This window comes from Polaromonas sp. CG_9.11, assembly GCF_015752225.1.
In the GTDB taxonomy this organism is placed as follows: domain Bacteria; phylum Pseudomonadota; class Gammaproteobacteria; order Burkholderiales; family Burkholderiaceae_C; genus Polaromonas.
In genome coordinates, this window is record NZ_JADOVE010000004.1 from 114555 (window position 1) to 140513 (window position 25959).

The following is a 25959-nucleotide window of genomic DNA, read 5'->3' on the forward strand; positions in this document are numbered from 1 at the left end:
CGATCACAGCGGCCGGGTCACCCGGCAGCCATCGCCAATCGAGACGCGCCAGACCCGCACCGAGGTCACTGTCGGCAGCGCGGGCAACAGCTTGCTGAAGATGAACTGGCACAGGTTTTCCAGCGTCGTTGGCCCCAGGCCCGGCACTTCATCGAGCAGGTGGTGGTCAAGCTGTTCGCGCAGCAGTGCCAGCTCGCGCCTGACCAGCCCGAGGTCGGTCACCATGCCGGTGGCCGGGTCGGGCTGGCCGGTCAAAAACACCTCGGCGTTGTAGGTGTGGCCGTGGATGCGCCGGCTGGCAGCGGTTTCAATCGCGCGGTCCAGCGTATGCGCGGCGTCGAAAAAGAAGGACTGGCTGATCTCGCAGACCATGGGCGTCAAGAAAGTGTGGTTCATCGGATGCCCGTGATCTTGTGGGTTTGCAGGCTCAGCCGCCAGGCGGGCTGGGCCAGGCACAGCGCAATGCAGGCTTCGGTATTGCGCAGCCGGTCGGGGTTGTCCATCGGCTGCAGGTAGCGGTGGGTGAAGCGGGCGGCCTGCAGTTCGGCCCAGTCAAGCGCCGGCTGCGGCCAGACGACCTTCAGTTCATCGCCTTCGCGCTGGACCCACGGCGCGCCGGCCTTGGGGCTGACGCAGACCCAGTCAATGCCGGGCGGCGCGGCAATCGTGCCGTTGGTTTCGACCGCAATCTGGAAACCGCGTGCATGCAGCGCCTCGATCAGCGCCCCATCGACCTGCAGCAACGGCTCGCCGCCGGTCATGACGACGAAGCGGTGCGCGCTGTCGCCCACGGGCCACTGGGCTTCGATCTGGCCCGCCAGCGCATCGGCGTCCCTGAACTTGCCGCCCAGCGTGCCGTCGGTACCGACAAAATCAGTGTCGCAAAACCGGCAAACAGCCGTGGCACGGTCCTGCTCGCGGCCCGACCACAGGTTGCAGCCGGCGAAACGGCAAAAAACCGCCGGCCGGCCGGCATGGCTGCCTTCGCCCTGCAGGGTGTAAAAAATCTCTTTGACCTGGTAGCCCATGGTGTTCCTGATGCCTGTTAATTCAGCGTGCCCTGAACGCCCTGCACCAGGAAGTTCATGGTCAAAATCTGCTCATCGCTCAGCGTTTTGCCGACGGCCAGCACTTCATGGCCCTGGTTGTCCAGCAGCGCCGTGCGCGCCGTGAAAGGATGCAGCCGGCCAGCGGCAATGTCGCGTTGGCGGGACAGCACTTCGTCGGCCACTTTTTGGGGCACCTTGGGGCCAAAACTGTCGACGCGGATCATGCCTTCCTTCACGCCGCCCCACAGCGCGGCGCTTTTCCAGCTGCCTTCCAGCACGGCCTGGGCACGGCCGGTGTAGTAGTTGCCCCACTGGTGGGTAATGGCCAGCACCTGCGCGTCGGGCGCGACCTGGCGCATGTCGGAATGGTAGGCAATCGCCAGCTTGCCGCGCTCTTGCGCCGCACGCATCACGGCAGTCGAGCCGGTGTGAAAGGCCATCACCTCGACGCCCTGGTTGAACAGCGCCATGGCGGCTTCGCGCTCACGCGGCGGGTCAAACCAGGCACCCAGCCAGACGACCTTGACGGTTGCCTTCGGGTTGACCGAGCGCATGCCCAGCGTGAAGGCGTTGATGCCCTGGATCACCTCGGGAATCGCAAAGCCCGCCACATAACCGGCGCTCGTGGCCAGCCGGCCGGCGGCAAGGCCGGCCAGGTAGCGGCCTTCGTAATAGCGCGCATTGGCCACCGCCACGTTGGGCGCAGTCTTGTAGCCGGTGATGGATTCGAACCTCACGTCGGGAAACTCTTTGGCGACCTTGAGCGTGGGCTCCATGTAGCCAAAGCTGGGGGTGAAGATCAACTGGTTGCCCTGGCTGGCCAGGTCGCGGATCACGCGTTCGGCGTCGGCGCCCTCGGCGACGTTTTCGACAAAGCGGGTCTTGACCTGGTCGCCCAATGCAGCTTGCACGGCCTTGCGGCCTTCTTCATGCTGATGCACCCAGCCCGCGTCGGTAACGGGCGTGACATAGACGAAGGCTATTTTCAGCACCTTGGGCGGCGCTTGAGTTTGGGAAAAAGCGGGTGCAATGCAACAGGCGGCCACGAGCGCGACAGCGAGGTTTTTATACATGGTAGTCCTCTACATGGTCCCGGAAAAATGAAAACACCAGCGCGCCGGGACGGCACACTGGTGAACCCGTGATTTTAACGTGTTACTTCAGGACCGGATAAGCGCGCACCATCCAGGCATACAGGGACGCGCCGACCAGCAGGGCGCTGGCGGCAATTTCAAGCGACAGGGTGAAGCCTTCGCCCGTGGTGGCGCTGTGCCTGAGCAGCAACGCCACCAGCGGCGGACCGGCAATCTGGCCCACGCCGTAGGCGGCGGTCAGCAGGCCGATGAAACTCGATGCCGTGGCCGGGCGCAGGCGCCGCACCTCCTGCAGCGCAAAAAAAGTGATGGCGGTAAACGGAATGCCCAGCAACAGGCTGCCGATGATGAAACCGGTCAGGCTCGGGCTCCACAGGCTGGCAGCAATGCCCAGCGCCTGCAACACGTAGCAAACGCCCAGTCGAACGCGCAAGTCGCCGCCATGCGGCAGGCGCGTGGCCAGCAGCGCGCCAAGCATGACACCCAGACCAAAGATTGGCCAGAACAGGTCCAGCCAGGCCGAACCGGGCAGTGCTGCGCGGGCAATCACCGGCAAAAAGGTGGCCGTGATGATGTAGCCAAAACCGGCCAGGCCGTAAGCCAGCGTCAGCACGGTCATTTCACCCGGACCGTGACTTGCTGGCGCGTGGGGCAGATCGGCCGCCTGTGGGACGCGCGCGCCCAGCGCCATCAGGCGCTCATCGCCGCCGCGCAATATGTGCCACACAGCGGCTGACAATGTAAACGCCAGCACACCCAGAATCACCCAGCCGCTCGCCGCCGTCCAGTGCAAGGCGACCATGCCGCTGGCCAGCAGGCCGCTGACGACAATGCCCGCGCCAGGGCCTGCATAAATGATGCCGCCCATGCTTGGCACGCCCAGCCGCGACAGGCGCGACAGGCACCAGCCCGAGGTATAGACAAACACCACCGCGCTGGTGACGCCGGCGGCAAAACGCAGCACCGGCCAGGCCGCCGAAAAGGGCCACGCCATGGCCAGCGTCAGCGCGCCGGTCGCCAGCAGGCCCGCGCGCACCAATGACGAAAAGGCCAGCGCCGGCAGCCAGCGCAGACGCGCCCAGATCCAGGGCTGAAGCGTGCAGAAAATGGCGCCCAGCATGTAGCCCAGGTAATTGGCGCTGGCCAGCCAGCTGGCCCCCGCCAGGTCAACCACGCCGTCGCTGAGCATCATCGGCAAGATGGGCGTGAAGGCAAACCGGCCGATGCCCATGGCCACGGCCAGCGACACCAGCCCGGCCAGTGCAATCGGCCAGGCGCCCGACGGCCCTGCAGAAATTGGTTGTTTTATCGTGAACGCCATGCCAGGTGTCTGTCTTTTCTCGTTTGCGCTTGTTCCTGGCGTCCGGGCACCAAGAAGTTGCATGAAGGCAGGAGGGAGTTTTTGGCTCTCGGTCAGCCCGGCGTCAGGCCAGGGTCGATGTTCAAGAGCGCGCCGCCCATACCTGGCGTATCTGCTCGGACAGCTTCATCGGATCGAACGGCTTGGAAATCACCTCCAGCGCCCCCATGGCTTTGTAAAGCACCACTTCAGCAGCCTGCACCTTGGCGGTCATGAAGATCACCGGCGTCTGCGCCGTGGCAGGCAGTTGACGCAAGGCCTGCAAGGTGCTGGGCCCGTCCATGCCGGGCATCATCACGTCCAGCAGCAGCAAGTCGGCCATGGCGTCAGGGGCCATACTCAGCGCCTCCTGGCCTGAAGCGCAGGCCACGACAGCAAAGCCCCCCACGACTTCCAGCGCCATCTTGGCCACCAGGCGAATGTCAGGCTGGTCTTCAACATACAGGATGCGGTAAAGCGGTGAGGTCATGGTCAATTTTGATAGTTGGTATGAATGAGCCCGGGGTTTCCGGAATTTTCGGGAATCAGGAGGGCGCGCTGTATGGCCTTGAGCAATTCCGTATTGGAGGTGTTGGACTTGACCAGGACCGCTTCAACCTTTTTGCGTTGAGCCGGGTCTTCATCGCTGGCCGAAAACACGATCACCGGCGGCCGTGGCTTGAGTTTATCGATGTCCTCAAACAGGCTCCAGCCCGAATCCTCGCCCAGCGCAAGGTCCAGCAGGATCAGGTCAAAGGCGTTTTCGCGCAGCTGGGCACGGGCTTCACCGAGCGTGGCCGAAAACTCGAACACGGCATTGTCCTGAACGACAGCGGCAACGATGCTCTGGATGTCGGGATCGTCTTCCACATGCAGGATGCGCGCCTTGGCGCCCTTCGAACCCGCCACGGCCCGGCGCACGCTTTGCACCAGCCGGCTTTCGTCGATGGGTTTTTCAAGCCAGTCCGACACGGTGAGCAGTTTTTGATTGAATTGCAGGCGCCCTTCCCCCGCCATGGCGGAGATTGCCACGACCGGCAGATGGCGTGTGCGTTCATCGCCGCGCAAGGCGTTGATGAAGGAGGCGCTGCCCTGGAGATTCAAGTCCACGGTGATGGCAACAAAGTTGCCGCACAGGACGCGGTCCTGCGCCGGCGGCGCGCCATGCACCATTTCCGAGTCAAACCCTGCCTTTTCCAGCATCATGCTGATCAAAAGCGCGACGTCCGGATCGCTCTCGCAAATCAGGATGCGTGGCCGTTTGGGGACGGGTTGAATCTCGCAAGACGGCAGTTGCACCGTCGGCTCCGGGTTCAGCCATTCGGAAAACTCAAAGAAAAACGTGGAACCCGCGCCAGCCTGGCTGGCAAAGCCGATCTGGCCGCCCATCTTGTGGACAAGGGCCTGTGAAATATTAAGCCCCAGGCCGGTCCCGCCTTTTTCCCGGCTGTCGGACGCATCGGCTTGCGAGAACTTCTGGAATATCCGGCTGCGAAAATCATCAGGAATGCCCGGGCCGCAGTCAACCACCTCCACGCGCACACCTTGGGGGACCCGCAACACGTTCACGGTCACCGTGCCGTCAGGCGGTGAAAACTTCACCGCATTGGACAACAAGTTGGTCACGACCTGCACCAGCCGGTCGCTGTCGACGCTTGCCTGCAGCGAGCCATCGGGCGCTTGCAGCACCAGCTTCACGCCGTGCTGGGTGGCGGAACCTTCATGGGCAGCCATGGCCTGCTGCACCAGTTGCGCCATGTTGACGACCGCAAGCTCCAACCGCATCTTGCCGGACTCGATTTTTTCGCTGTCCAGGATGTCGTTGATCAGGCGGATCAGGCGTTCGCAGTTGTTCTTGGCAATGTCCACCAGGCTTTTGGCCGCCTCGGGCATTGCACCGGCGACACCCCCGGCAACCAGCCCCAGCGAACCGCGAATGGAGGTCAGCGGGGAGCGCAACTCGTGGCTGACGGTTGAGATGAATTCGGTTTTCATGCAGTCAATCCGCTTGAGCTCTGTGATGTCGGCGCCCAGCGAGAAAAACCCGATGACATGGCTGGCGTCCGCGCCCTCACCATAGCGCGGGAAATACTGCATGTCGTAGATCCTGTGCTCGCCTTTGCGGGTGATGTAGGTTCGCTCGTAGCGAACATGGCACCCACGCAGCACTTCCTCGGCCTTGTCATGGACAGGTCCGTAGGCTTGCGGGCTGACCAGTTCGGCCACCGTGCGGCCATGAATCTGCTCAAAACCCATGTTCAAGACCTCTTCATAGGCTTTGTTGTGAAAGATGAAGCGCTGGTCACGGTCCCGGTAGGCGATCAGGGCGGGCACGGTGTCGGTGATCTGGCGCAACCGCGATTCGCTCTCCTTGGCTGCTTTGACGGCCTCGGCCAGTTCCTTGTTCGCCAGCTGATCCGACACGATTGCCGCCAGGTCGCGCAATGCGGCGGCATCGTCCGGGGTGAATTGGCGTGGTTTCTGGTCAATCAGGCACAGGGTGCCAACCCGGTAACCGTTCGGGCCTTGCAGGGGCATGCCGGCATAAAACCGGATACCCAGGGGGCCCGTGACCAGGGGGTTGTCCGAAAACCGTGGATCAACTGCCGCATCTTCCACGACCAGCGGCGCATCGCTCAAAATGGCATGGCCGCAAAACGAGATGTTCCGGGGTGTTTGCAGGGCATCGAATCCCTGCCGCGACTTGAACCACTGCCGATCATGGTCGATCAGCGACACCAGGGCAATGTTCACACCGAACAGCCGCTGGGCAATGCGCGTGAGACGGTCGAAGCGTTCTTCAGGCAGCGTGTCCAGTACGCATAAATCGTGCAGTGCCGTGACGCGGGCAAGCTCGTCTTGCGGTTTTTCAGGTTCGATCATGGTTTTTTTAACGTCTTGTTGGGGAGCGCACAAATGCCGAAACAGCGCTCAGGCCTTTGTCCAGTTTTCGAGCGTGTCAGCAAAAATTTTCGAAATATGCATTCAGCCGGTCGATATGACGCTTTTTGGCTGACGCATCGATAAAACTGGCCTCGAAACTGTTGCGCGCCAGGGTGTAGGCATGCCCGGCGTTGAGTTGGGTGGCGGCAAAGGTCTGCGTGAAGTTTTCGTTCAGGTAGCCGCCAAAATAGGCCGGGTCGTCGGAGTTGACGGTGGCCGCCAGCCCGGCGTCGAGCAGCTGGCGCAGGTTGTGGCTGGCCAGGTCCGGGAACACGCAGAGCTTGAGGTTGGACAGCGGGCACACGGTGAGCGCGATGCGGTCTTTGGCCAGCCGCTGCATCAGCAAGGCATCCTTGCTCGACTGCACGCCGTGGTCGATGCGCTCGACCTTGAGCACATCAAGCGCTGTCCAGACATAGGCCGGCGGGCCTTCCTCGCCGGCATGCGCGACCAGGTGAAAGCCCAGTTCACGGCAGCGCGCGAACACGCGGGCGAACTTTTCCGGCGGATTGCCGACCTCGCCGGAATCCAGGCCGATGCCGATCAATTTATCGCGGTAGGGCAGCGCCTGCTCCAGCGTTTCAAAGGCCTCTTCTTCACTCAGATGGCGCAAAAAGCACAAGATCAGCGACGCGCTCACGCCCAGTTCAGCCTGCGCATCGACGCAGGCGCGGTGCAGGCCATTGATGACGGTTTGCATGCTGACGCCGCGCGCCGTGTGCGTCTGCGGGTCGAAAAACAGCTCGGCATGGATAACGTTGTCTTCGGCTGCCCGGGCGAAATAAGCCATCGCCATGTCGTAGAAATCCTGCTCGGTGATCAGCACGCTGGCGCCGGCGTAGTAGATGTCCAGGAAGCTCTGCAGGTTGGTGAAGGCATAGGCGCTGCGCAGCGCGTCCACACTGGCATAGGGAAGCTGCACGGCATTTCGCTTGGCCAGCGCAAAAATCAGTTCAGGCTCCAGCGAGCCTTCAATGTGGATGTGCAACTCGGCCTTGGGCATTTGCCTGAGCAGCGCGCTCAAGCGGTCGGCGGCTACGGGTTTGACAAGCTTCATGGCAACTCCAAAAAAAGAAAAGGCTGCCCGAAAGCAGCCCGCAAGTATCTCTGTTTTGCCGCCGCCCCCTTCGGGAAGGGGGCAAGCCGGACATCAGCCGCCCGGAACCTTGCCTTCGACGCCCTTGACGTAAGTCTTCAGGCCGCCCAGGAACTTGTCGTCGGCGACCACGTCCTTGGCGAGCAATTCCTTGCCGGTGTTGTCCATGATCGGGCCTTTCCAGATGGCAAAGCTGCCGTCCTTCAAGCCGGCCCTGACCTCGTCAATGCGCTTTTTGGTGTCGTCGGGCACGTCGGCAGCAATCGACACCAGGTCGATCGCGCCTTCCTTCACGCCCCACCAGGCCGAGGTGCCGCCAGTCCACTTGCCCTCCAGCGCCTCGCCCACGGCCTTCACATAGTACGGACCCCAGTTGATGATGGCCGATCCCAGGTGGGCCTTGGGGCCGTAGGCAGTCATGTCCGAATCCCAGCCAAAGGCGCGCTTGCCCATTTTTTCGGCGGTTTGCAGCACGGCCGACGAGTCGGTGTTCTGGAACAGCACGTCGGCGCCGCCGTTGATCAGCGCCGTGGCAGCTTCGGTTTCTTTTGGCGGGTTGAACCATTCGTTGACCCAGACCACCTTGGTCTTGATCGCCGGGTTGACCGACTGCGCGCCCAGCGTGAAGCTGTTGATGTTGCGCACGACCTCAGGGATAGGCACCGACCCGACCACGCCCAGCGTGCCGGTCTTGCTCATCTTGCCCGCGATCACGCCGGCCATGTAGGCGCCTTCATAGGTGCGGCTGTCGTAGGTGCGCAGGTTGGCAGCCGTCTTGTAGCCGGTGGCATGCTCGAACTTGACATCCTTCAAATCAGCGGCGACCTTGAGCATCGGCTCCATGTAGCCGAAGGTGGTGCCAAAGATCAGCTGCGCGCCCTGCGCGGCCATGTCGCGGATGACACGCTCGGCATCGGCCGACTCGGGAACCTTTTCGACAAAGCTGGTCACGACCTTGTCGCCAAACTCTTTTTCAACCGCCTTGCGGCCGTTGTCATGCGCATAGGTCCAGCCGCCGTCGCCCACCGGGCCGACATAGGCGAATGCGACCTTCAGTGGCGCAGCCTTGGCCGCAGGCGCAACGGCGGGTGCCGGCGCGGGGGCCGGCATGGCCTCTTCCTTTTTGCCGCAACCCATCAGGGCCGCTGCGGCCACCGCCGAGAGGGCAGCCAGCTTGAGCAGGGAGCGTTTTTGCAGGTCTGTCATGTCATGTCGCTTTCATTCAAGGGTCAAAAAAAATTGGTCACGCCAGGGCGGGGCAGGCGCCATTATCGGGCGCGGAACACTCAGGCGCCAGGGTGGAATGGCTTGCCGATGGAGGTCGGCATGTTGATGCGTATCCACAGCGGATTGCGCGAAATCAGCACCAGCACCACGATGGTCGCCAGGTAGGGCAGCATCGACAGGAACTGGGGCGGCACATCCACGCCCAGCCCCTGCAGATGGAACTGCAGCATGGTCACGCCGCCGAACAGGTAGGCACCAAGCAAGACCCGCGCCGGACGCCAGGTGGCAAACGTCGTCAGCGCCAGTGCAATCCAGCCCTTGCCGGCAATCATGCCCTCGACCCACAGCGGCGTATAGACCACCGACACATAGGCCCCGGCCAGCCCGCACAGCGCGCCGCCGGCCACCACGGCGGCCAGGCGGATGCGCCGCACCGGGTAGCCCAGCGCATGCGCCGACTCCGGGCTCTCGCCGACCGAACGCAGCACCAGGCCGGCGCGGGTACGGTACAAAAACCAGATCAGCCCGGCAGTCAGCGCCATGGCGATGTAAACCATCGGATGCTGGCGGAACAGCGCCGGGCCGATGAAGGGAATGTCGGCCAACAACGGAATCGGGTAGCGCGTTTGTTCGGGCAGCTTTTCCTGCACATAGTTGATGCCGGCAAAGGCCGAAAAGCCGGCGCCGAACAGCGTCAACGCCAGCCCGGTGGCGTACTGGTTGGTATTGAGCCAGATCACCAGCCCGCCAAAAATGGCCGCCAGCAAGGCCCCGGCGGCCATGCCGGCGGCAAAACCCAGCCAGGTGTTGCCGGTGTGCACCACGGTGGCAAAGCCGGCGATGGCGGCGCACAGCATCATGCCCTCGGCGCCCAGGTTGACGATACCGGCCTTTTCATTGACCAGGAGGCCGAGCGAGGCAATCGCCAGCACGGTCCCGGCGCTCAGGGTCGAGGCCAGCAGCAAGGCGGTGGAATCCATCAGCGGGCTCCTTGGGCGCAAAGGGGAAGCGGCCGGGACAGCCGCAGGCGGTAGGCAATCAAGGTGTCGCAGGCCAGCAGGTTGAACAACAGCAGCCCCTGGAACACGCCGGTGATCGACTTGGGCAGGCCCAGGCGCGACTGCGCGAGTTCGCCGCCGATGTAGAACATGCTCATCAACAGGGCCGAAAACACCACGCCGACCGGATGCAGCCGGCCGACAAAGGCGACGATGATGGCGGCAAAACCGTAGCCCGCCGGCACATAGGGCGTGAGCTGGCCAATCGGCCCGGCCACCTCCAGCGCACCGGCCAGCCCGGCCGCGCCGCCCGAGACCAGCAGCGCCACCCACAGCGCGCGGCGCGAGGAAAAGCCGGCATAGCGCGCTGCCGCCGGTGCCAGGCCGCTGACCTCCTGCGCAAAGCCGGCATAGGTGCGGTACAGGTAGAGCCACAGCGCGCCCACGCCGATGAGCGCCAGCACGATGCCGATCGTCACGCGCGAGCCGGCCATCAGCCGGGGAATCTGCGTGACCGCCTCGAAGTTCTTGGTCTGCGGAAAGTTGTAGCCGTTCGGGTCTTTCCACGGGCCGAACACCATGTAGTTCAGGATCAAGCCAGCCACGTATACCAGCATCAAACTGACCAGGATTTCATTGGCATTGAAGCGGTCGCGTAAAAACGCGGTGATGCCCGCCCAGGCCATGCCGCCCAGCACGCCCGCCAGCAAGAGGGCAGGAATGATCCACGGCCCGGTGGTCTTGTCGGCCAGCAGCGCGACGCCGCCCGCGGCCAGCGCGCCCATCACGAACTGCCCTTCGGCGCCGATGTTCCAGACATTCGAGCGAAAGCACACCGCCAGCCCCAGCGCGATGATCAACAGCGGCGTGGCCTTGACCAGCAGCTCGCCCATGGCATAGGAGGACTTGACCGGCTCCCAGAAGAACACCTGCAGGCCCTTGACCGGGTCCTTGCCCAGCGCCAGGAACAGGCCAATGCCGATGGCCACGGTCAGCAGCAGCGCCAGCAAGGGCGAGGCATAGCTCCAGAACGATGACGGCTGCGGCCGGATTTCAAGCTGCATGCCGCGCTCCTGCTGCCTGTGCCTCTGCAGCAACGGCAGGCGCCCACAGGCCGCTCATCCACAAGCCGACCTTTTCCACCGTGGCGTCGGCGCGCGGCAGCGAAGGCGACAGCTGGCCCTTGGCCATGACGTACAGCCGGTCGCAGATCTCGAACAGCTCTTCGAGCTCCTCGCTGACCACCAGCACCGCGCAGCCGGCGCCGGCCAGCTTGAGCAACTCGCCGCGAATCTGGCGGGACGCGCCCACATCGACGCCCCAGGTTGGCTGCGAGACGATCAGCAGCGCCGGCCCGGCATCGATCTCGCGGCCCATGATGAATTTTTGCAGGTTGCCGCCCGACAGCGACTTGGCCGCTGCCTGCGGTCCGCCGCACTTGACCTTGTAGCGTTCAATCGTCTGCCGGGCCTGCGCCAGCAGCTTGGCGCCGCTGATCCAGCCGCCGGACGACACCGCATCCTTGCGCGTGAGCAACAGGTTGCGCGCCAGCGACAAGGTGGGCACCGCGCCGCGCCCCAGCCGCTCCTCGGGAACGAAATGCAGGCCCAGCCGGCGCCGGCGCGCCGGGCTCATCCGGCCGGCGCTTTGCCCCCGGACGGTGATCGCGTCGCTGGCAGCGCGCGTGTCCTCGCCCGACAGCGCATACAGCAACTCCTTCTGGCCGTTGCCCGACACGCCGGCAATGCCAACGACCTCGCCGGCGCGCACCTGCAGCGCCACCTGGTTCAGGTCGACGCCGAACTGGTCTTCCCTGGCCAGGTCGAGTTGCCTGACGTCAAGCACGATGTCGCCGGTTTTCACGATGCGGCGTTCCAGCGCGGGCGGCTCGGCGCCAATCATCAGGCGGCTCAGCGACGCGTTCGATTCTTCGCGCGGGTCGCATTTGCCCGACACCTTGCCGCCGCGCAGCACGGTGCAGGCGGTGCACAGCGCACGGATTTCGTGCAGCTTGTGGCTGATGTACAAAATGCTGCAACCCTCGGCGGCCAGCGTGCGCAAGGTGACAAACAGGTTTTCAACCGCTTGCGGCGTGAGCACCGACGTCGGTTCGTCCAGGATCAGCAGCTTGGGATTGGTCAGCAGCGCCCGCACGATCTCGATGCGCTGGCGCTCGCCGACGCTCAGCGTATGCACCGGCCGCGTCGGGTCCAGTTGCAGGCCGTAGGCCTGGGTGGTCTCCAGGATGCGCTGCGACACCTCGGCCAGGCTCAAATGCTTGCCCAGTCCGAGCCAGACGTTCTCGGCCACCGTCAGCGTGTCGAACAGGCTGAAATGCTGGAACACCATGCTGATGCCCAGCGACCTGGCTTCCTGCGGATTGCGCACCGCCACGGGTTGGCCGTCAAGGGCCATGCTGCCGGCGTCGGGCTTGACCGAGCCGTAGATGATCTTCATCAGCGTGGACTTGCCGGCGCCGTTTTCGCCCAGCACCGCATGGATCTGGCCGGGCAACACGCTGAGCGCAATGTCGCTGTTGGCGACCACGCCCGGATAGCTTTTGCTGATGCCGGCAAGCTGCAGCCGGGGCGGCGCACTGACGGCGCTTTCAGTCAGGGTTGAGAGTGCAGTCATGAGTAGTCTGGGTAATCTGGGTAGGCGAAAATTTCTTTTTCTTGAGACTTTCAGGCTCTTTGCGCAGACAGAACCGGCGCAGGCAGCTATGATTTTCAGAGCATATCAGTCGCCGTGCATTTCAGGAGCCTGCGCGGCATCCTGGTTGCCTGGCATTCAGGCACCAAGCCTTTCAGCATAGCCTGCGGCAAACTTGACGCCATCATGAAAAGTCACGAATTCAAGCGCGCCGAATGGCCGATACCTGTCCATCCCGGCGGGTAATATGAAGCGCTGCAGGCGGCGCACGGTCCCTTTGTTTTAACCTGATTCTCATGAACCTCACCCTTTCTCCAGTTCAGCATTCCGTCAAATCCATCCGCTTCATCCGAAGGGGCGAAGTGGTCAATCTCGGCAATGTACCACCCGCACGCACGCTGCTGGAGTTGCTGCGCGAAGACTTGGGGCTCACCGGCACCAAAGAGGGCTGCGGCGAAGGCGACTGCGGCGCCTGCACGGTGGTTCTCGGCCAGATCGAGGACGGCGCGCTGCGCTTTCGCGCCATCAACAGCTGCATCCGGCTGGCCCATTCGATCGACGGCATGGCCTTGTGGACGGTGGAAGACCTTGCCGCGCCGGACGGCAGCCTGCATCCTGCCCAGCAGGCGATGGTGCAATGCCACGCGTCCCAGTGCGGCTTTTGCACGCCTGGTTTTGTCATGAGCCTGTTCGGCATGTACCAGAACCATGTTGCCCCCACGCTTGGCGCTGCGTGTGCTTCGCTGCCCCCCAAGGGCGGGCAGCGCCTGCGGTCCGCCGAAGCCGGTGCAGTGGCCCCGACGCTTGCCCCTGCGGGTGAGGACCAGCCCATCACGCGGGCGCTGGCGCAGGAAGAGCTCTCGGGCAACCTGTGCCGCTGCACCGGCTACCGGCCGATTCTGGACGCTGCGCAGCACATGGCCCGCCTGCCGCCGGCCTTCGTCGATGCAAGCGAATTGCTATCAAAATTAGAGCTTCTTGGACACGCCAGTCATGCGCAAGAGGCAGATTTGGCTTATAAATTGCCGCAAACGCTGGCTGCACTGCTCAGGCTTCGCGCCGCGCATCCGAAAGCGCAGCTCGTGGCCGGCTGCACCGATGTCGGCCTGTGGGTGACCAAACAGCACCGGCAGTTCGACCAGGTCATCGACCTGACGCAGGTGGCCGAATTGCGCCGCATCGAGCACCCTGCCGGCCATGTCCTGATCGGCGCGGCAGTGACCCTGGCCGATGCCTTTGCGGCGCTGGTCACTGACCGGCCGCAGCTGCACCCCTTCGCCAGCCGCTTTGCCGGATTGCCGGTGCGCAACTCGGGCACGCTCGGCGGCAACATCGCCAACGGCTCGCCGATTGGCGACTCGATGCCGCTGCTGATCGCGCTGCGTGCTTCGGTCGTGCTGATGCGCGAGAGCGGCCAGCGCGAGTTGCCGCTCGAAGCGCTCTACACCGGCTATCGGCAAAACGTGATGGCGGCAGATGAAGTGCTGGCCTTTGTCCGGGTGCCGAAGCCGGGGAGCCCTCACCCCCACCCTCTCCCGCTGGGAGAGGGTGTTCAAGCGGAGACAGGCCATCCCATGCAGCCCGACCCTCTTGCTTCCTCGCCCCTTGCGGGAGCGGGGCGGCCCGAATTCCTGCGCGTCTACAAAATCTCCAAACGCTACGACGACGACATTTCCGCCGTCTGCCTGGCCATCAACCTGCACATCGCGCAAGGCGTCGTGGCCGGTGCGTCGATTGGCGCGGGCGGCGTGGCGGCCACGCCGGCCAGGGCGGTCCAGACCGAAGCGTTCCTGACCGGCCAGCCCTGGACGCTGGCCACGGTGCGGCAGGCCATGGCCGTACTGCGCGCCGAGTTCTCGCCGATTGCCGACATGCGCGCCTCCGGCGCCTATCGCCGCGAAGTGCTGGGCAACCTGCTGGAGCGCTACTGGCTGGAAAACCGGGGCCTGCAGCAGATCAACCTGGAATCGTTCGTCCTGCAAGAAAGGGCATGACCATGGACAAGGACATTTCCCCCAGCCGCGATGAAGTCGCCGACCCGGACGTGATCGCGGCCAACGCGCACGCCGACCGGCTGGCCGACCCCCAGCCCGCCGCCGTCAGCCCGCCACCGGTGCCGCAGGCGGCGGGAAGCTCACGCTTTCACGAAAGCGCCCGCGCCCAGGTGGCGGGCGCCGCGACCTACGTGGACGACATTCCCGAGATCAGGGGCACGCTGCACGCCGCGCCGATTTTGTCCACCGTCGCCCACGGCCGGTTGCTGGGCGTGGACTGCGAGGCCGCGCTGGCCATGCCCGGTGTGCGCGATGTGATCCTGGCACGCGACATCCCCGGCGACCCGCTGCTGGGCAATTTCTCGCACGACGAGCCGGTCTTTGCGCAGGACACCGTGCAGCACATCGGCCAGGTGATCGGCGTGGTCGTGGCCGACACCGTGATGCAGGCGCGGCGCGCGGCGCGGCAGGTGACATGCCGCATCGACGCCCTGCCCGCCATCCTCAACGTGCATGACGCGCTCGCGGCGCAGAGCTATGTGCTGCCTCCGGTGTTCGTCAGGCGTGGCAATGCGCAGGCAGCGCTCAAGGCAGCGCCGCACAGGCTGCACGGCACGCTCGAAGTCGGCGGTCAGGAGCATTTCTACCTCGAAGGCCAGATTGCCTATGTCCTGCCGCAGGAGCAGAACCAGTGGCTGGTGTATTCCAGCACCCAGCACCCGGGCGAAATCCAGCACTGGGTGTCGCATGCGCTGGGCATTGACAACCACGCGGTGCGCGTCGAATGCCGGCGCATGGGCGGCGGCTTTGGCGGCAAGGAAACGCAGTCGGGCCACATGGCGGTCTGGGCGGCCCTTGCCGCACGCAAGCTTCAACGACCCGTCAAGCTGCGCATGGACCGCGACGACGATTTCCTGGTCACCGGCAAGCGCCATCCGTTTGCCTACGACTACACCGTCGGTTTTGACGACACCGGCCGCCTGGCTGGCTTGACGCTGACAATGGCCGTGAACTGCGGCTTCAGCGCCGACCTGTCCGGCCCGGTGGCCGACCGCGCGGTGTTCCATGTGGACAACGCCTATTTTCTGCAGGATGTCGAAATCGCGTCCTACCGCTGCAAGACCAACACCCAGAGCCACACCGCCTTTCGCGGCTTTGGCGGGCCGCAGGGCATGGTCGTGATCGAAACCATCATGGGCGACATTGCGCGCCACCTCGGCCTGGACCCGCTCGATGTGCGCAGGCGCAACCTGTACGGCACGGGCGAGCGCGACGTGACGCACTACCAGATGACCGTCGAGGACAACATCCTCGACCCGTTGCTATCGAAACTGGAGCAGACTTCGAGCTACCGCCTGCGCAAACAGGCAATTTCGGCATGGAACGCCGCCAGCCCGGTGATCCAGCGCGGCATGGCCCTGACGCCGGTGAAATTCGGCATTTCCTTCACCGCCACGCTGTTCAACCAGGCCGGCGCGCTGGTGCATGTGTACACCGACGGCTCCTGCCAGGTCAACCACGGCGGCACCGAAATGGGCCAGGGCCTGAACACCAAGGTCTGCCAGATCGTTGCCGACGAACTGGGCATTGCGTTTGAGAAAGTCCTGGCCACGGCCAGCGACACCAGCAAGGTGCCCAACGCCTCGGCCACCGCTGCATCGGCCGGCACCGACCTGAACGCCAGGGCCGCGCAATACGCCGCCCGCCATGTGCGCGACAACCTGGCGCAGTTTGTCGCCGGTCTGGATGGCTGCGGCGCCGGCGCGGTGCGCTTCCAGGGCGGAGAAGTCAGCACGCCCGCCCGCCGCCGCCCCTTCACCGAAGTGGTCAAGCTGGCCTATGCCAACCGCATCCAGCTCTGGAGCGACGGCTTTTACCGTACGCCGAAAATTCATTACGACAAGACCACGCTGACCGGCCGGCCGTTTTATTACTTTGCCTACGGCGCGGCCTGCACCGAAGTGGCCATCGACCTGCTCACCGGCGAGAGCCGGGTGCTGAAGGTGGACATCCTGCACGACGTGGGCAACTCCATCAACCCGGCGATCGACATCGGCCAGATCGAAGGCGGCTTCGTGCAGGGCATGGGCTGGCTGACGACCGAGCAACTGGTCTGGAATGAGAATGGAATGCTCAGCACCCACGCCCCCAGCACCTACAAGATTCCGACCACCGGCGACATCCCCGCGCATTTCAAAGTCGATTTTTGGCCCGAGCCGAACCGCGAGGACAACGTGTTCGGCAGCAAGGCCGTTGGCGAGCCGCCGCTGATGCTCGCGATCAGCGTGTTCGAGGCCCTGCGCGATGCCGTGGCCCAGGCGCGGCCGGGCACGCGGGTGCAACTGGAGGCACCGGCGACGGCCGAGAACGTGCTTCGGGCACTGGGCGGCCTGAAAACCCTTAGATAGCGGCAGGCGCTGCTGCCCGGCGGCTGAACGGTCCGCAGCCAGCCCAAGGCCGTTGGTTTCCCCGTATCCCACGACTTCCTGCCGCCGGCTGACCTGCGGCCGAACAGCAGCTCTTAGCCAATCTGCGCGTGGCGCATTCCTCGTGCATGAAGAAAACCCGAGCCTGTGAACCCAGCGAAAGCCTGTGCGCGAAAGTACCGCCGACGCCCTGCAAGCAGCCATCGTTTGCATCGAAATACATCAGGAAGTGTTCGGAAACCTTGGTTAAAAATCTCCTAAAGATGCCCAACTGGCGCTTTCATACACAAGCTCGACAGATATCGGCACATCTTGCTACCAAATTCAATTTGGTATTTTTTTCAACCCACGTTACCTTCTTCAAGAACAACAAACCCTTTTTTGCCTTGGCCGCGGCCAGGCCGCCGGAGATTTGATGAACGCTCATCGCTTTTTTCACCTTCGCCGATCATCCGTGTCCAGCGGGCTGCCGGCCCTTGTCGGGAAAGCATGATGGACAGCGCTGTCATGAGCCTGCTGGGCGCTTTTTTGCTGTCCATCCTCGGGTTGTTTGTGTTTGTCTGGTCGCTGCGCAAGGGTTTGCTCAAAGAAAATCCGCTTGATGCATCGGTCATCTTTGCGCGCGGCGAGGTCGGCCAGGTCGATGACCCTGCGCTGCCGCAAGGCGAGCAAACATCAATGCAGCAGGCGGTAAAAAAGGGTGGCATAGAAACCGACGTTGCCGACCCGGCCGAGTTGCAGGACCGGATCACGTCGGACCGTTCCACTGCCTTTCCGGTGTTCATGTTTGTCTCGTTCGCCTGTCTGTGGCTGGTGGTGGGCTCTGTGGCCGGCCTGACTGCGTCCATCAAGCTGCATGAGCCCGACTGGCTGACCAGCCAGGCATGGCTGACCTTTGGCCGCATCCGAACGGCCCACCTGTCTGCCGTGCTGTACGGCTGGATCACCAATGCTTCCCTGGGCGTGATCGTGTGGTTGCTGCCGCGCCTGCTGCGCACCCGATTGCAAGGCGCGATCTGGGTCATGCTGGGCGGCTCGCTGCTCAACATGGGCATTGCCGGTGGCATTGGTGCAACGTCCACCGGCTGGACCGCCGGCATGGAATACCTGGAAATTCCCTGGCAGATCGCGATTTTCATGTTTGTCGGCTTTGCATTGATCATCTTGCCGCTGCTGTTCACGCTGGCCAACCGCAAGGTCGAGCACCTGTACGTGAGCGTCTGGTACATGGTGGGCGCGCTGCTCTGGATCGCGGTGCTGTTTTTGGTCGGAAAAATGCCTGGCGTGCACACCGGCGTGCAGCAGGCCACCACCAACTGGTGGTATGGCCACAACGTGCTGGGCCTGTGGTTCACGCCGGTGGCAGTCGGCGCGATTTACTACTTCTTGCCCAAGATCATCGGCCGGCCGATCCGGTCCTACAACCTGTCGCTGCTGGGCTTTTGGACGCTGGCGTTCTTCTACGGCCAGGTGGGCGGCCACCATTTGATTGGTGGGCCGGTGCCGGGCTGGCTGGTCACGCTGTCGATTGTGCAAAGCGGAATGATGGTGATTCCGGTGATTGCCTTTGGCATCAACATTGGCCAGACGATGAAAGGCCGTATGCACCTGGCACGCTATTCACCGACCTTGCGGTTCATGATGTTCGGCGGAGCGATGTACCTGGCCTCGTCGATTCAAGGCTCGCTTGAAGCATTGCGCAGTGTCAACCAGATCACCCATTTCACCCACTTCACCGTGGCCCATGCGCATCTGGGTGCCTATGCGTTTGTCACCATGGTGCTGTTCGGCGCCATCTATTTCATGATGCCCCGGGTGCTGCACTGGGAGTGGCCCTATCCCCGGCTGATCACGCTGCATTTCTGGCTGTCGGTGGTGGGCGTGACGATCTATTTCGTGGGCCTGAGCATTGGCGGCTGGCTGCAGGGGCTGGCCATGCTGGACGGCGCGATACCGTTTATCGACTCGGTGACGCTGACCGTGCCCTATCTCAAATCGCGCAGCGCGGGCGGTAGCTTGATGGTGCTGGCCCACCTGATATTTGTTGGCCACTTTCTGGCGATGGCGCTGCGCTTTGGCCCCAATCGCACGGGCGCTGCGCTGTTTTCAATGAACAAAACCGCGGGAGCTGCACTTGGACAGTGAAATCAAACTGGCATCGGGTGCCATGGTGGCCCTGGGCCTGGCGACCGCCGCCCTGGTTGTCATGCCTTACCTGCAGGTGCGCGACCTGAAGCCGCCGCCGGCGCTCAAAGCCTACAGCACCGCCGAATTGCGTGGACGCGCCGTGTATGTGTCCAACGGCTGCGTCTATTGCCACAGCCAGCAGCCCAGGGACCGCAACTTTGGCCCGGATCTGGAGCGGGGCTGGGGCCGGGCTGCGGTGCCTGCCGACTATTACTACGACAGCCCCCATCAACTGGGCAGTATGCGCACCGGCCCGGACCTGTTCAATATCGGCGCGCGTCAGCCCAGCAAGGACTGGCATCTGGGGCATTTGTACCAGCCGCGCGCCTATTCGCCGGGCTCGATCATGCCGTCGTACCCTTACCTGTTTACCGTCAAAGACGCTAGGGAAGCCGAAAAAGAAGGCGAACAGGTCGTGGTGCTTCCACCGGCTTATGCGCCCGGTTTTGGCCAGGTGGTGGTGCCCTCGCCCGAGGCGCTGGACCTGGTGAGATACCTGCAGGCGCTCAACCACACCTATCCGGTGCTGCCGCCCAATCCGCAACCACCCGGTGTCAAGCCCCCAAGCTGAAAGCCCAGGCTCCCAACATGCTCAATGACAAAGAATCGCAGCGCCGTGCCCAGGAACGCGAAACCGTCGAACCTTCTGAAAGCAGCAAGCCCATCCCCAAGCTGTTTTTGATTTTTGCGCTGGCCCATGTGCTGTGGGGGGCCGCCTATATCGTCATGGCAGGCCCGTACGGGCCTTCTACCCTGGGAGACAAACGCACATTGGCCGACCTGTCCGGCCCCGCGCCCGGCGCTGCCGGGGTGGTCGATGGCAAACAAGTGTTTGCGGTCAACTGCGTGGCCTGCCACCAGGCCACCGGCAAGGGCCTGCCCGGCGTATTTCCACCGCTCGACGGCTCGGAGTGGGTCATCGGCGAGGCGCGCACCATCGTCAACATCCTGCTGCATGGCGTGAACGGGGAAATGGAAGTGATGGGGGCCACTTACAAAGGAGCAATGCCTGCGTTCAAGCAGCTGTCCGATGCAGAACTGGCAGCGGTAGCCACCTATGTGCGGTCGGGATGGTCGAACAAGGCCGGCCCCATCACGCCACAATTGTTTGAAGCCGAACGCAAGGCCAGCACCCGCACCGCGCCCTTTGCCGGGGGGGCCGAACTCAAGGCCTTGATTGCCAAGCCCGGTTGAGCCGCAGCAGCCAGCCAGTCAGCCAGTCAACGCCTGTGAGCTTGTTCAATCGCAGACCGGGACAGCATGATTAAAACCGCCCTTGCAAGCGCTGGCCTGGCACTGGCGGGTTATGCCTGCGCAGCCTGGCTGACCCATGATTTCGAGGTCTGGACGGCAGAGGGCGCGCGCCGTCTTGAAGTGGCGCTGCAACCGGTTGCAACGCCGGCGGTTCAGGTGCAGGGGCCTGCGGGCCCGCCGCAACCACTGCGCCAGATGCTGGCGGGCGGACAGACGGTGACGATTCTGGACTTTGTCTACACCCGCTGCCAGACGCTGTGCCTGGCATTGGGCAGCACCTACCAGCAAATGCAGGCCAGCCTGCAGTCAGCACGCCAAACCGATATGGCAGCGCGCCGGGTGCAACTGTTGACGATCAGCTTTGACAGCCAGCGCGATGATCAGCAGGCGCTGGCCGACTATGCCGCCCGGCTGAATGCCGATGCAGCCATCTGGCGCCTGGTTCGTGTCCCGGAACCCAAAGACCTGGCGGGTTTGATGGCAGATTTTCAGGTGATTGTGGTGGGCAGCGGCCAGGGCGACTTTGAGCACAATGCAGCACTGCTGGTGATTGATACGCATGGCAGGCTGGTGCGCATCTTCGACTATGCCGACCACCAGTTGGCACTGGACTATTCGCGGTTTCTTGCAGCCGCCGGCTCGCCATGAGTCTGCCTTCGCTTCTGCCGCGTGGCATCGTCCGGATCGGCCTGCCTGCAGCGCTGGGCTTGCTCGCTGTTCTGGCATCTTTGCCCGCCCGAAACTTTCTGGAATCCAGCATGGTCGGGCACATGCTGGTGCAGTACCCGTTGCTCATGCTGTGCGGGGCCTTGCTGGCAGGCGGGCTGGCGGCAGCACGGGCGAAACGTGCCCCGGTCGGGCACATGCCGGTTTCCAGCTGGAATGCCCATGGAATGACCGGTTTGTTCGGCACGGCGGTGGTGCTGGCGCTGCTGATGATTCCGCGGGTACTTGACCTGGCCCTGGTCCATCCGGGGGTGGAGTTTGCAAAGATGACAGCGCTGGTGGCGTGCGGCGCGGCCATTTGCCTGTCATGGCGGCCCGCCGGGTGGCTGGTGCAGGGGTTTTTTCTGGGCCAGGTGCTGCCCATGATGGCCGTTGCCGGCACCCTGTACGAAAGCTCGCCGACCCGCGTCTGCAATGCCTATTTGCTGGACGACCAGGTGCTGCTTGGGCAATTGCTGGTCTGGATCGCGGCAGGCATTGCACTGGCGTGGCTGGCGGCGTTGTTTCGAAGCCTGATACAAAAATCGGTTGTTCCGACTGCTTAGGATCGGGTGCAACGCCCCTGGCCTTGCCCGTCGAACCAAACCAATCTGAAGGCGCCTACAAAATCAGCAGCGCCCTGAAATTGTTGACACTGGCATAGGTTGGGCCGCTGATGACCAGGTCGCCCAGCCGGTGGAAATAACCATGGGCGTCGTTGCGGTCCAGGTAGTTTTCGAGCTTCATGCCGGCGGTCAGCGCCCTTTGCAGGGTATAGGGGGACATGATTAATGAGGGTCAGATACAAATAAAAACCCTGGCGCTGTCGAACCGCCCTATTCAATCAGCCGTACAAGGCGGAATCTCATCCAGCGGGTTTCCGTCATCACCCCGGCCAGCCATCACCGACACGGCAACCGCTTCCACCACCGCCAGCGTTTCTTCCTTGTAGTCTTTGGCCAGAAAACCCTAGCGCTTGGCGTTCGCCAGGCGCCCTTCTTGAAGGCTCAGGTGCACCAGCAGCGACAAAGCAATGCTGTTCAAGTCGATGCGCGGACCCGGCGCCAAATGGCATCGTATTTCTGCAAATAGTCGCGCACCTGCCGCAAATCCTTTACCAGCTACTGTTCAGTCATGCGCAGACCGAACGCCAGGCAGGCCGTCGCGTCCCCATAGCGGTAAATGGCCGCATTACCCTTGAAGCTGAACGCGAAATGTTCTTCATCGCGCATCGTCACCTTCCAGAGGCGGCGCGCCGGTGCGGAAAATTATTTGAGCGTTTGCAGGTACTTGGCTTCGCTGCACAACATGGCGATCAGCTCGCGCTCCAGGACGCGCACCCTTTTTTCAATCGGCGTGGCCGGGTTGAAACCCTGCCCGTACCTTCGGGGTTACCGCCTTGATAAGGAGTACTGTCCCGGGTTACGCAGGCGAATGGTCCTTCAGCCAGTCTTTCAGCGCTGCGTCAATGCGCGTCTGCCAGCCCTGGCCCGTGGCGCGAAAGGCTGCAGATACTTCGGGCGAGAGCCGGATCGTGGTGGGCACCTTCACCGCGTCCTTGGTGGTTCCCACGGGACGGCCACGGCGCACAGCCTTGGCGTACTGGGCGGGGGACACCGGTTTGTTATTCATCAAGGGCGTGGCGTTGAGAAAGAACGCCTCGTCCAGCTCAGGGGCGTCATCGGTATCAACCCAGGCTTTGGGCGTGTTTGGCAATTTCGCGTTCATTGGTGCACCTCATGAAAATGATGCGGCGAGCCGCGCCGCGCGGTGTCCAGACCAGCACCACAAAGCGCTGTCCAGCAGGCGAAACGTGATCCATCGCGTCTTGCCATCGTCAAGCCGTTCATCCGCCCAGCTCAGCACAGGGCCCGCAAATACCTCGTCAGCACGAGAAAAGTCCAGCCCGCGTTCAGCCAGTGTCTTTTTGCGTTTGCCGGTGTCGAATTCGATCACCATCAATTAATTGTTGGCAAATGTTTGGAAAGAGATCGCACCACGCCAAAGTCCTTGGCATTGCCAGCGTTTAGCTACTAAATACATAGCTACTTGCGAAGGTACTGCATGCGCAAGAGGCATAAAAGACTAAAAAATTAAGCAGCCGATTGCGGCTGCGCGCCTTGGCGTATTCAAGACGCAGGTGGCACGGCGGAAGGGAATTTGTGAACATGGCGTTCAGCAGCCGCCGTAGTTCTTGCTTCCTGATGCCGTGAGTGTGTAGGTGCCGCCGCGAGGGCCTGTATAGCAAGTCTGTGGTGACGCCGCGCTGCCGATGTTGCCAGCGCTGTTGGCCGGAGTGGTCGGGCCAACGCTTGTCAATGCGGAATTGGCCGACCAGACGGATACGCCACGGGTGCAGACCGGCGTCACGGGCTCGGAGCCGTTGCGGTAAAACCAGGGCGCTTCGGGATCGGTTTGTGCCCACAGGCCCGCTTTTTCCTGCACGGCCTTGTTTTGCGCCTGCATGAATTGATTTCTGGCCGCTTCGCTGATCTCGCATTGGTAGGCCTTGTAAAACCATGCCAGGCCCACTGCTACCTGATCCAGGTTGACGTACTGGCAACTGTCGGTGAACACCGCGCCCACGATCCGGCCATACTGGTCAGTCTTGCTGTAAGCCACTTTCACAGATTTTCCCAGCACGGCCTTGGCCAGGGCAGCTTGCGACAAGCTGCCAAACGGCTGCGCCAGCTCCGGCGCATCGATGCTGTCCAGCCGGATTTGATAAGCGCTTGCAGCACTGCCCAGCGTGACCGTATCGCCATCGTGCACCTGGGTCACCAATCCTTCGAGAAGTTTGTTCCCGACATCGACGCCGCACAGCGTGGTGCCCTGGGTTTCGGATGCCGTTGCGCCGCTGGCCAAGCCCGTATTTCCCGTCGATTTAGAGTCGTTCGGCAAGCAGTTGGCAGTGCCGCCCGAACAACCGTCAGAGCCGCCATCCCCACCGCCGCAGCCTAAAAGCAGCGCCCCGGTAAATACGCAGGCCAAAATATTTCGCATGTGTGTGCATTTCGTCAAGTTTTTCAAATCGGGACCTTGTGGATGGGTGGGGATCATAGGACGCCTGCCGGCGCCTGGGTTCTGACCTGCGCCAACCGGGAACAAGTCCGGGCACAGTCCTTGCCTTCCAACAACATATGGACACGTATTCGCCAGATTCCTTGCGAATAGTCCCTACCGATGCCGAGTGATCGGCGCTTTCACCTTTTGCTGGAATTTCAATGCATCAAAAAATCATGGCCCTGGGCGCCGCACTGCTGTGCACCGCCGGAGCCCACGCGCAAACCGCTGTCCAGTTCACGGGCATCGTGGACGCGTATGCCGGCTCCCTGAAAATGGCCGGCGACGCCAGTCGCCAGTCGGTCGTCAACAGCGGCGGCCTGACCACTTCCTGGTTTGGTCTCAAGGGGTCGGAAGACCTGGGCAGCGGCCTAAAGGCCAACTTTGCACTGACCGCCTTTCTCAGGGCGGACACCGGTGCGCAGGGCCGCTTTGCCAACGACCCGCTGTTCTCGCGCGATGCGAATGTCAGCCTGTCGGGCGACTTCGGCACGGTGCTGGTGGGCCGCTGGATGGCGCCCAACTTCCTGCCTTCGGTCGTGGGCAACCCGCTCGGCGATTCCTTCACCTTTTCGCCACTGATCCTGCACATGAACGTGCCGCTGTTCAACGGCACGGGCTGGGCGGCCACCACGCCGTCGGACACCGGCTGGAGCAACCAGATTGCCTACACCACGCCGAAGTTCGGCGGCTTGCAGGCCAACTTCCAGTACCAGTTCGGCGAACTGCCGGGCGACAACGGCAAGAAAAACGTCGGCGCCAATTTCTTTTACTTCGGCGGGCCGCTGACCCTGACCGGCTTTTACGAACGCGACCAGATCAGCAACCCCGGCATTCCCTATGCCTATTTGGGCACGACCAAAAAGGACTGGATGCTGCTCGGCGCCTATGACTTCGGCGTGGTCAAGCCTTTTGCCAGCTACGGCCGCTCAAGGGCCGACAACTCGACCAATGAAGCCAAAACCATGCAGCTCGGCGCGTCCATCCCGGCCGGACCCACCGGCAAGGTGCTGGTGGACATGGTCAACACCAAACTGTCGCAGACCGGCGTGAAACGCACCACCGCCACCTTGGGCTACGACTACAACCTGTCCAAGCGCACCGATGCGTACGCCATCCTGATGAACGACCGCATCACCAACAAATCCACCGGCAACAGCGTCGGCGTCGGCATTCGCCACCGTTTCTGATCCACCGGGCCATGCGCAGGAGGCATGCGAGGCCATTCGCATGCCTCTTTTTTGTTTGCGGCCGCGCTGGCCCGACCGGCCAGGCGGCTGGACACCCGGGCCCTCAGGAAACGCCCGGCACCTGCAAGCGCTGCGAAAGCCCAGCCTGCAGCCGGCAGCGGACATCAAGAAGCCCGGACTTCCCGCACAAGTCATAAGATTTATTTAAAATACATCTTATGGCATACACAGGCCGCAATGTTTGCAGCCCCGCCCTGCCGGGAAAAGGAACACAGCATGCCAGCCGCCGATCTATGCAGCGAAGATGAAATTGTCCAGCTGGTGCACGGTTTTTACGACGAGGTGCGCCGCGATGACGTGCTGGGCCCGATCTTTGAGCGTCATGTGAAGGACTGGAATGCGCACCTGCCGACAATGGTGGATTTCTGGTCATCGGCACTGCGCGGAACGGCCCGGTTTCGTGGATCGCCGATGCCCAAGCATGCGGCGCTGCCGGGGCTCAGCATCGAGCTGTTCCAGCGCTGGCTCCGGCTGTTCAGGCAAACCACGGGCGCGCTGCCGAACCCGGGTTTGGCCGCAAAGGCCAATGACTTGGCCGAACGCATTGCGCACAGCCTGTGGTACGGCTACCGGATGTGCCAGGACACGCCGGAGTCTGCCCTTGCCGGCCGCCGCTCGGCCGGCTTGACAGCCATCGCCAAAGAAGAAGCCTGACATCACCATGCCAAGGGAAATCCCACGG

Annotated in this window: 25 protein-coding genes; 9 read left to right on the plus strand and 16 right to left on the minus strand. The window is 63.0% G+C overall.

Going from position 1 to position 25959, the window contains the following annotated elements; genetic code table 11:
- Window positions 1-3: 3 nt before the first annotated feature.
- The 11 genes from IWX85_RS05100 to IWX85_RS05150 form a co-directional block, all read right to left on the minus strand.
- Window positions 4-372 carry a 6-carboxytetrahydropterin synthase gene (locus IWX85_RS05100; protein WP_196869036.1) on the minus strand — a complete coding sequence of 123 codons (369 nt, stop codon included), beginning with the start codon at window positions 370-372 and terminating at the stop codon, window positions 4-6.
- A gap of 20 nt (window positions 373-392) precedes the next feature.
- Window positions 393-1028: a 7-carboxy-7-deazaguanine synthase gene (gene queE, locus IWX85_RS05105; protein WP_036809531.1), complete on the minus strand. Its 636-nt coding sequence runs from the start codon at window positions 1026-1028 to the stop codon at window positions 393-395.
- 17 nt (window positions 1029-1045) lie between these two features.
- On the minus strand, window positions 1046-2122 hold the full coding sequence (locus IWX85_RS05110; protein ID WP_196868968.1) for a BMP family ABC transporter substrate-binding protein: 1077 nt from the start codon (window positions 2120-2122) through the stop codon (window positions 1046-1048).
- 82 nt (window positions 2123-2204) lie between these two features.
- Window positions 2205-3464, minus strand: a complete 1260-nt coding sequence (locus tag IWX85_RS05115; protein ID WP_196868969.1) for a YbfB/YjiJ family MFS transporter — start codon at window positions 3462-3464, stop codon at window positions 2205-2207.
- A 121-nt stretch (window positions 3465-3585) separates the two neighbouring features.
- A complete protein-coding gene (locus IWX85_RS05120; protein ID WP_036809525.1) occupies window positions 3586-3972 on the minus strand; it encodes a response regulator in 387 nt (128 codons plus the stop codon).
- 2 nt (window positions 3973-3974) lie between these two features.
- Window positions 3975-6365: an ATP-binding protein gene (locus tag IWX85_RS05125; protein WP_196868970.1), complete on the minus strand. Its 2391-nt coding sequence runs from the start codon at window positions 6363-6365 to the stop codon at window positions 3975-3977.
- A gap of 76 nt (window positions 6366-6441) precedes the next feature.
- On the minus strand, window positions 6442-7482 hold the full coding sequence (locus IWX85_RS05130) for an adenosine deaminase (protein ID WP_196868971.1): 1041 nt from the start codon (window positions 7480-7482) through the stop codon (window positions 6442-6444).
- 93 nt (window positions 7483-7575) lie between these two features.
- Window positions 7576-8727: a BMP family ABC transporter substrate-binding protein gene (locus IWX85_RS05135; protein WP_196868972.1), complete on the minus strand. Its 1152-nt coding sequence runs from the start codon at window positions 8725-8727 to the stop codon at window positions 7576-7578.
- An 80-nt stretch (window positions 8728-8807) separates the two neighbouring features.
- Window positions 8808-9728: an ABC transporter permease gene (locus IWX85_RS05140; protein ID WP_036809517.1), complete on the minus strand. Its 921-nt coding sequence runs from the start codon at window positions 9726-9728 to the stop codon at window positions 8808-8810.
- On the minus strand, window positions 9728-10810 hold the full coding sequence (locus IWX85_RS05145; protein WP_036813347.1) for an ABC transporter permease: 1083 nt from the start codon (window positions 10808-10810) through the stop codon (window positions 9728-9730). Before IWX85_RS05145 ends, IWX85_RS05140 begins: the two co-directional genes overlap by 1 nt.
- Window positions 10800-12380 (minus strand): ABC transporter ATP-binding protein, encoded by a 1581-nt coding sequence (locus tag IWX85_RS05150; RefSeq protein WP_196868973.1) that lies wholly within the window; start codon window positions 12378-12380, stop codon window positions 10800-10802. The genes IWX85_RS05145 and IWX85_RS05150 overlap by 11 nt, the downstream gene beginning before the upstream one ends.
- Window positions 12381-12694: 314 nt before the next feature.
- Here IWX85_RS05150 and IWX85_RS05155 point away from each other — a divergent pair, with 314 nt between their 5' ends.
- Both IWX85_RS05155 and xdhB read left to right on the plus strand, forming a co-directional pair.
- The gene (locus tag IWX85_RS05155) at window positions 12695-14392 is read left to right on the plus strand and encodes a xanthine dehydrogenase small subunit (RefSeq protein ID WP_196868974.1); all 1698 of its coding nucleotides are present in this window, start codon (window positions 12695-12697) and stop codon (window positions 14390-14392) included.
- Window positions 14389-16800, plus strand: a complete 2412-nt coding sequence (gene xdhB, locus IWX85_RS05160) for a xanthine dehydrogenase molybdopterin binding subunit (protein WP_196868975.1) — start codon at window positions 14389-14391, stop codon at window positions 16798-16800. The genes IWX85_RS05155 and xdhB overlap by 4 nt, the downstream gene beginning before the upstream one ends.
- Before the next feature lie 359 nt (window positions 16801-17159).
- On the opposite strand, the gene IWX85_RS05165 is transcribed toward xdhB, so the two are convergent.
- A complete protein-coding gene (locus IWX85_RS05165) occupies window positions 17160-17327 on the minus strand; it encodes a hypothetical protein (RefSeq protein WP_196868976.1) in 168 nt (55 codons plus the stop codon).
- On the opposite strand from IWX85_RS05165, the gene IWX85_RS05170 reads away from it, so the two are divergent.
- The 5 genes from IWX85_RS05170 (at window position 17311) to IWX85_RS05190 (ending at window position 21530) form a co-directional block, all read left to right on the plus strand.
- Window positions 17311-18963 carry a cbb3-type cytochrome c oxidase subunit I gene (locus IWX85_RS05170; protein WP_196868977.1) on the plus strand — a complete coding sequence of 551 codons (1653 nt, stop codon included), beginning with the start codon at window positions 17311-17313 and terminating at the stop codon, window positions 18961-18963. The genes IWX85_RS05165 and IWX85_RS05170 overlap by 17 nt on opposite strands.
- Window positions 18953-19576 carry a cbb3-type cytochrome c oxidase subunit II gene (locus IWX85_RS05175; protein WP_196868978.1) on the plus strand — a complete coding sequence of 208 codons (624 nt, stop codon included), beginning with the start codon at window positions 18953-18955 and terminating at the stop codon, window positions 19574-19576. Before IWX85_RS05170 ends, IWX85_RS05175 begins: the two co-directional genes overlap by 11 nt.
- 17 nt (window positions 19577-19593) lie before the next feature.
- Window positions 19594-20199, plus strand: coding sequence for a cytochrome c (locus IWX85_RS05180; RefSeq protein ID WP_196868979.1), 606 nt, complete (start codon window positions 19594-19596; stop codon window positions 20197-20199).
- A gap of 66 nt (window positions 20200-20265) precedes the next feature.
- Window positions 20266-20907 (plus strand): SCO family protein, encoded by a 642-nt coding sequence (locus IWX85_RS05185; RefSeq protein ID WP_196868980.1) that lies wholly within the window; start codon window positions 20266-20268, stop codon window positions 20905-20907.
- On the plus strand, window positions 20904-21530 hold the full coding sequence (locus IWX85_RS05190) for a hypothetical protein (RefSeq protein ID WP_231379544.1): 627 nt from the start codon (window positions 20904-20906) through the stop codon (window positions 21528-21530). Before IWX85_RS05185 ends, IWX85_RS05190 begins: the two co-directional genes overlap by 4 nt.
- Before the next feature lie 55 nt (window positions 21531-21585).
- Here IWX85_RS05190 and IWX85_RS05195 read toward each other — a convergent pair whose 3' ends face one another.
- The 4 genes from IWX85_RS05195 to IWX85_RS05210 all read right to left on the minus strand — a co-directional run bounded on the left by IWX85_RS05195 (window position 21586) and on the right by IWX85_RS05210 (window position 23967).
- Window positions 21586-21750: an MOFRL family protein gene (locus IWX85_RS05195; protein WP_196868981.1), complete on the minus strand. Its 165-nt coding sequence runs from the start codon at window positions 21748-21750 to the stop codon at window positions 21586-21588.
- A gap of 636 nt (window positions 21751-22386) precedes the next feature.
- Complete coding sequence (locus IWX85_RS05200; RefSeq protein ID WP_196868982.1) at window positions 22387-22692, minus strand: BrnA antitoxin family protein; 306 nt, start codon at window positions 22690-22692, stop codon at window positions 22387-22389.
- A 9-nt stretch (window positions 22693-22701) separates the two neighbouring features.
- Window positions 22702-22923: a BrnT family toxin gene (locus tag IWX85_RS05205; RefSeq protein ID WP_370584218.1), complete on the minus strand. Its 222-nt coding sequence runs from the start codon at window positions 22921-22923 to the stop codon at window positions 22702-22704.
- Between the two features lie 216 nt (window positions 22924-23139).
- Window positions 23140-23967 carry a thermonuclease family protein gene (locus IWX85_RS05210; RefSeq protein WP_196868983.1) on the minus strand — a complete coding sequence of 276 codons (828 nt, stop codon included), beginning with the start codon at window positions 23965-23967 and terminating at the stop codon, window positions 23140-23142.
- Window positions 23968-24188: 221 nt separating this feature from the next.
- Between IWX85_RS05210 and IWX85_RS05215 the strand changes: the two genes are divergently transcribed.
- Together IWX85_RS05215 and IWX85_RS05220 are read left to right on the plus strand one after the other, a co-directional pair.
- On the plus strand, window positions 24189-25217 hold the full coding sequence (locus IWX85_RS05215; RefSeq protein WP_196868984.1) for a porin: 1029 nt from the start codon (window positions 24189-24191) through the stop codon (window positions 25215-25217).
- A gap of 276 nt (window positions 25218-25493) precedes the next feature.
- On the plus strand, window positions 25494-25931 hold the full coding sequence (locus tag IWX85_RS05220) for a group III truncated hemoglobin (protein WP_196868985.1): 438 nt from the start codon (window positions 25494-25496) through the stop codon (window positions 25929-25931).
- Window positions 25932-25959 lie beyond the last annotated feature (28 nt).

Excerpts from the sequence above, each read along its gene's own strand:
- IWX85_RS05120 (WP_036809525.1), bottom strand. The coding sequence starts at position 3,972 with ATGACCTCACCGCTTTACCGCATCCTGTATGTTGAAGACCAGCCTGAC.
- IWX85_RS05110 (WP_196868968.1), bottom strand. The coding sequence starts at position 2,122 with ATGTATAAAAACCTCGCTGTCGCGCTCGTGGCCGCCTGTTGCATTGCA.
- IWX85_RS05155 (WP_196868974.1), top strand. The coding sequence starts at position 12,695 with ATGAACCTCACCCTTTCTCCAGTTCAGCATTCCGTCAAATCCATCCGC.
- IWX85_RS05195 (WP_196868981.1), bottom strand. The coding sequence starts at position 21,750 with ATGTCCCCCTATACCCTGCAAAGGGCGCTGACCGCCGGCATGAAGCTC.
- IWX85_RS05135 (WP_196868972.1), bottom strand. The coding sequence starts at position 8,727 with ATGACAGACCTGCAAAAACGCTCCCTGCTCAAGCTGGCTGCCCTCTCG.
- IWX85_RS05130 (WP_196868971.1), bottom strand. The coding sequence starts at position 7,482 with ATGAAGCTTGTCAAACCCGTAGCCGCCGACCGCTTGAGCGCGCTGCTC.
- queE (WP_036809531.1), bottom strand. The coding sequence starts at position 1,028 with ATGGGCTACCAGGTCAAAGAGATTTTTTACACCCTGCAGGGCGAAGGC.
- IWX85_RS05165 (WP_196868976.1), bottom strand. The coding sequence starts at position 17,327 with ATGACAGCGCTGTCCATCATGCTTTCCCGACAAGGGCCGGCAGCCCGC.
- IWX85_RS05170 (WP_196868977.1), top strand. The coding sequence starts at position 17,311 with ATGGACAGCGCTGTCATGAGCCTGCTGGGCGCTTTTTTGCTGTCCATC.
- IWX85_RS05215 (WP_196868984.1), top strand. The coding sequence starts at position 24,189 with ATGCATCAAAAAATCATGGCCCTGGGCGCCGCACTGCTGTGCACCGCC.
- IWX85_RS05145 (WP_036813347.1), bottom strand. The coding sequence starts at position 10,810 with ATGCAGCTTGAAATCCGGCCGCAGCCGTCATCGTTCTGGAGCTATGCC.
- IWX85_RS05200 (WP_196868982.1), bottom strand. The coding sequence starts at position 22,692 with ATGAACGCGAAATTGCCAAACACGCCCAAAGCCTGGGTTGATACCGAT.
- IWX85_RS05100 (WP_196869036.1), bottom strand. The coding sequence starts at position 372 with ATGGTCTGCGAGATCAGCCAGTCCTTCTTTTTCGACGCCGCGCATACG.
- IWX85_RS05125 (WP_196868970.1), bottom strand. The coding sequence starts at position 6,365 with ATGATCGAACCTGAAAAACCGCAAGACGAGCTTGCCCGCGTCACGGCA.
- IWX85_RS05150 (WP_196868973.1), bottom strand. The coding sequence starts at position 12,380 with ATGACTGCACTCTCAACCCTGACTGAAAGCGCCGTCAGTGCGCCGCCC.
- IWX85_RS05115 (WP_196868969.1), bottom strand. The coding sequence starts at position 3,464 with ATGGCGTTCACGATAAAACAACCAATTTCTGCAGGGCCGTCGGGCGCC.
- xdhB (WP_196868975.1), top strand. The coding sequence starts at position 14,389 with ATGACCATGGACAAGGACATTTCCCCCAGCCGCGATGAAGTCGCCGAC.
- IWX85_RS05185 (WP_196868980.1), top strand. The coding sequence starts at position 20,266 with ATGATTAAAACCGCCCTTGCAAGCGCTGGCCTGGCACTGGCGGGTTAT.
- IWX85_RS05220 (WP_196868985.1), top strand. The coding sequence starts at position 25,494 with ATGCCAGCCGCCGATCTATGCAGCGAAGATGAAATTGTCCAGCTGGTG.
- IWX85_RS05205 (WP_370584218.1), bottom strand. The coding sequence starts at position 22,923 with ATGGTGATCGAATTCGACACCGGCAAACGCAAAAAGACACTGGCTGAA.
- IWX85_RS05180 (WP_196868979.1), top strand. The coding sequence starts at position 19,594 with ATGCTCAATGACAAAGAATCGCAGCGCCGTGCCCAGGAACGCGAAACC.
- IWX85_RS05190 (WP_231379544.1), top strand. The coding sequence starts at position 20,904 with ATGAGTCTGCCTTCGCTTCTGCCGCGTGGCATCGTCCGGATCGGCCTG.
- IWX85_RS05210 (WP_196868983.1), bottom strand. The coding sequence starts at position 23,967 with ATGCGAAATATTTTGGCCTGCGTATTTACCGGGGCGCTGCTTTTAGGC.
- IWX85_RS05140 (WP_036809517.1), bottom strand. The coding sequence starts at position 9,728 with ATGGATTCCACCGCCTTGCTGCTGGCCTCGACCCTGAGCGCCGGGACC.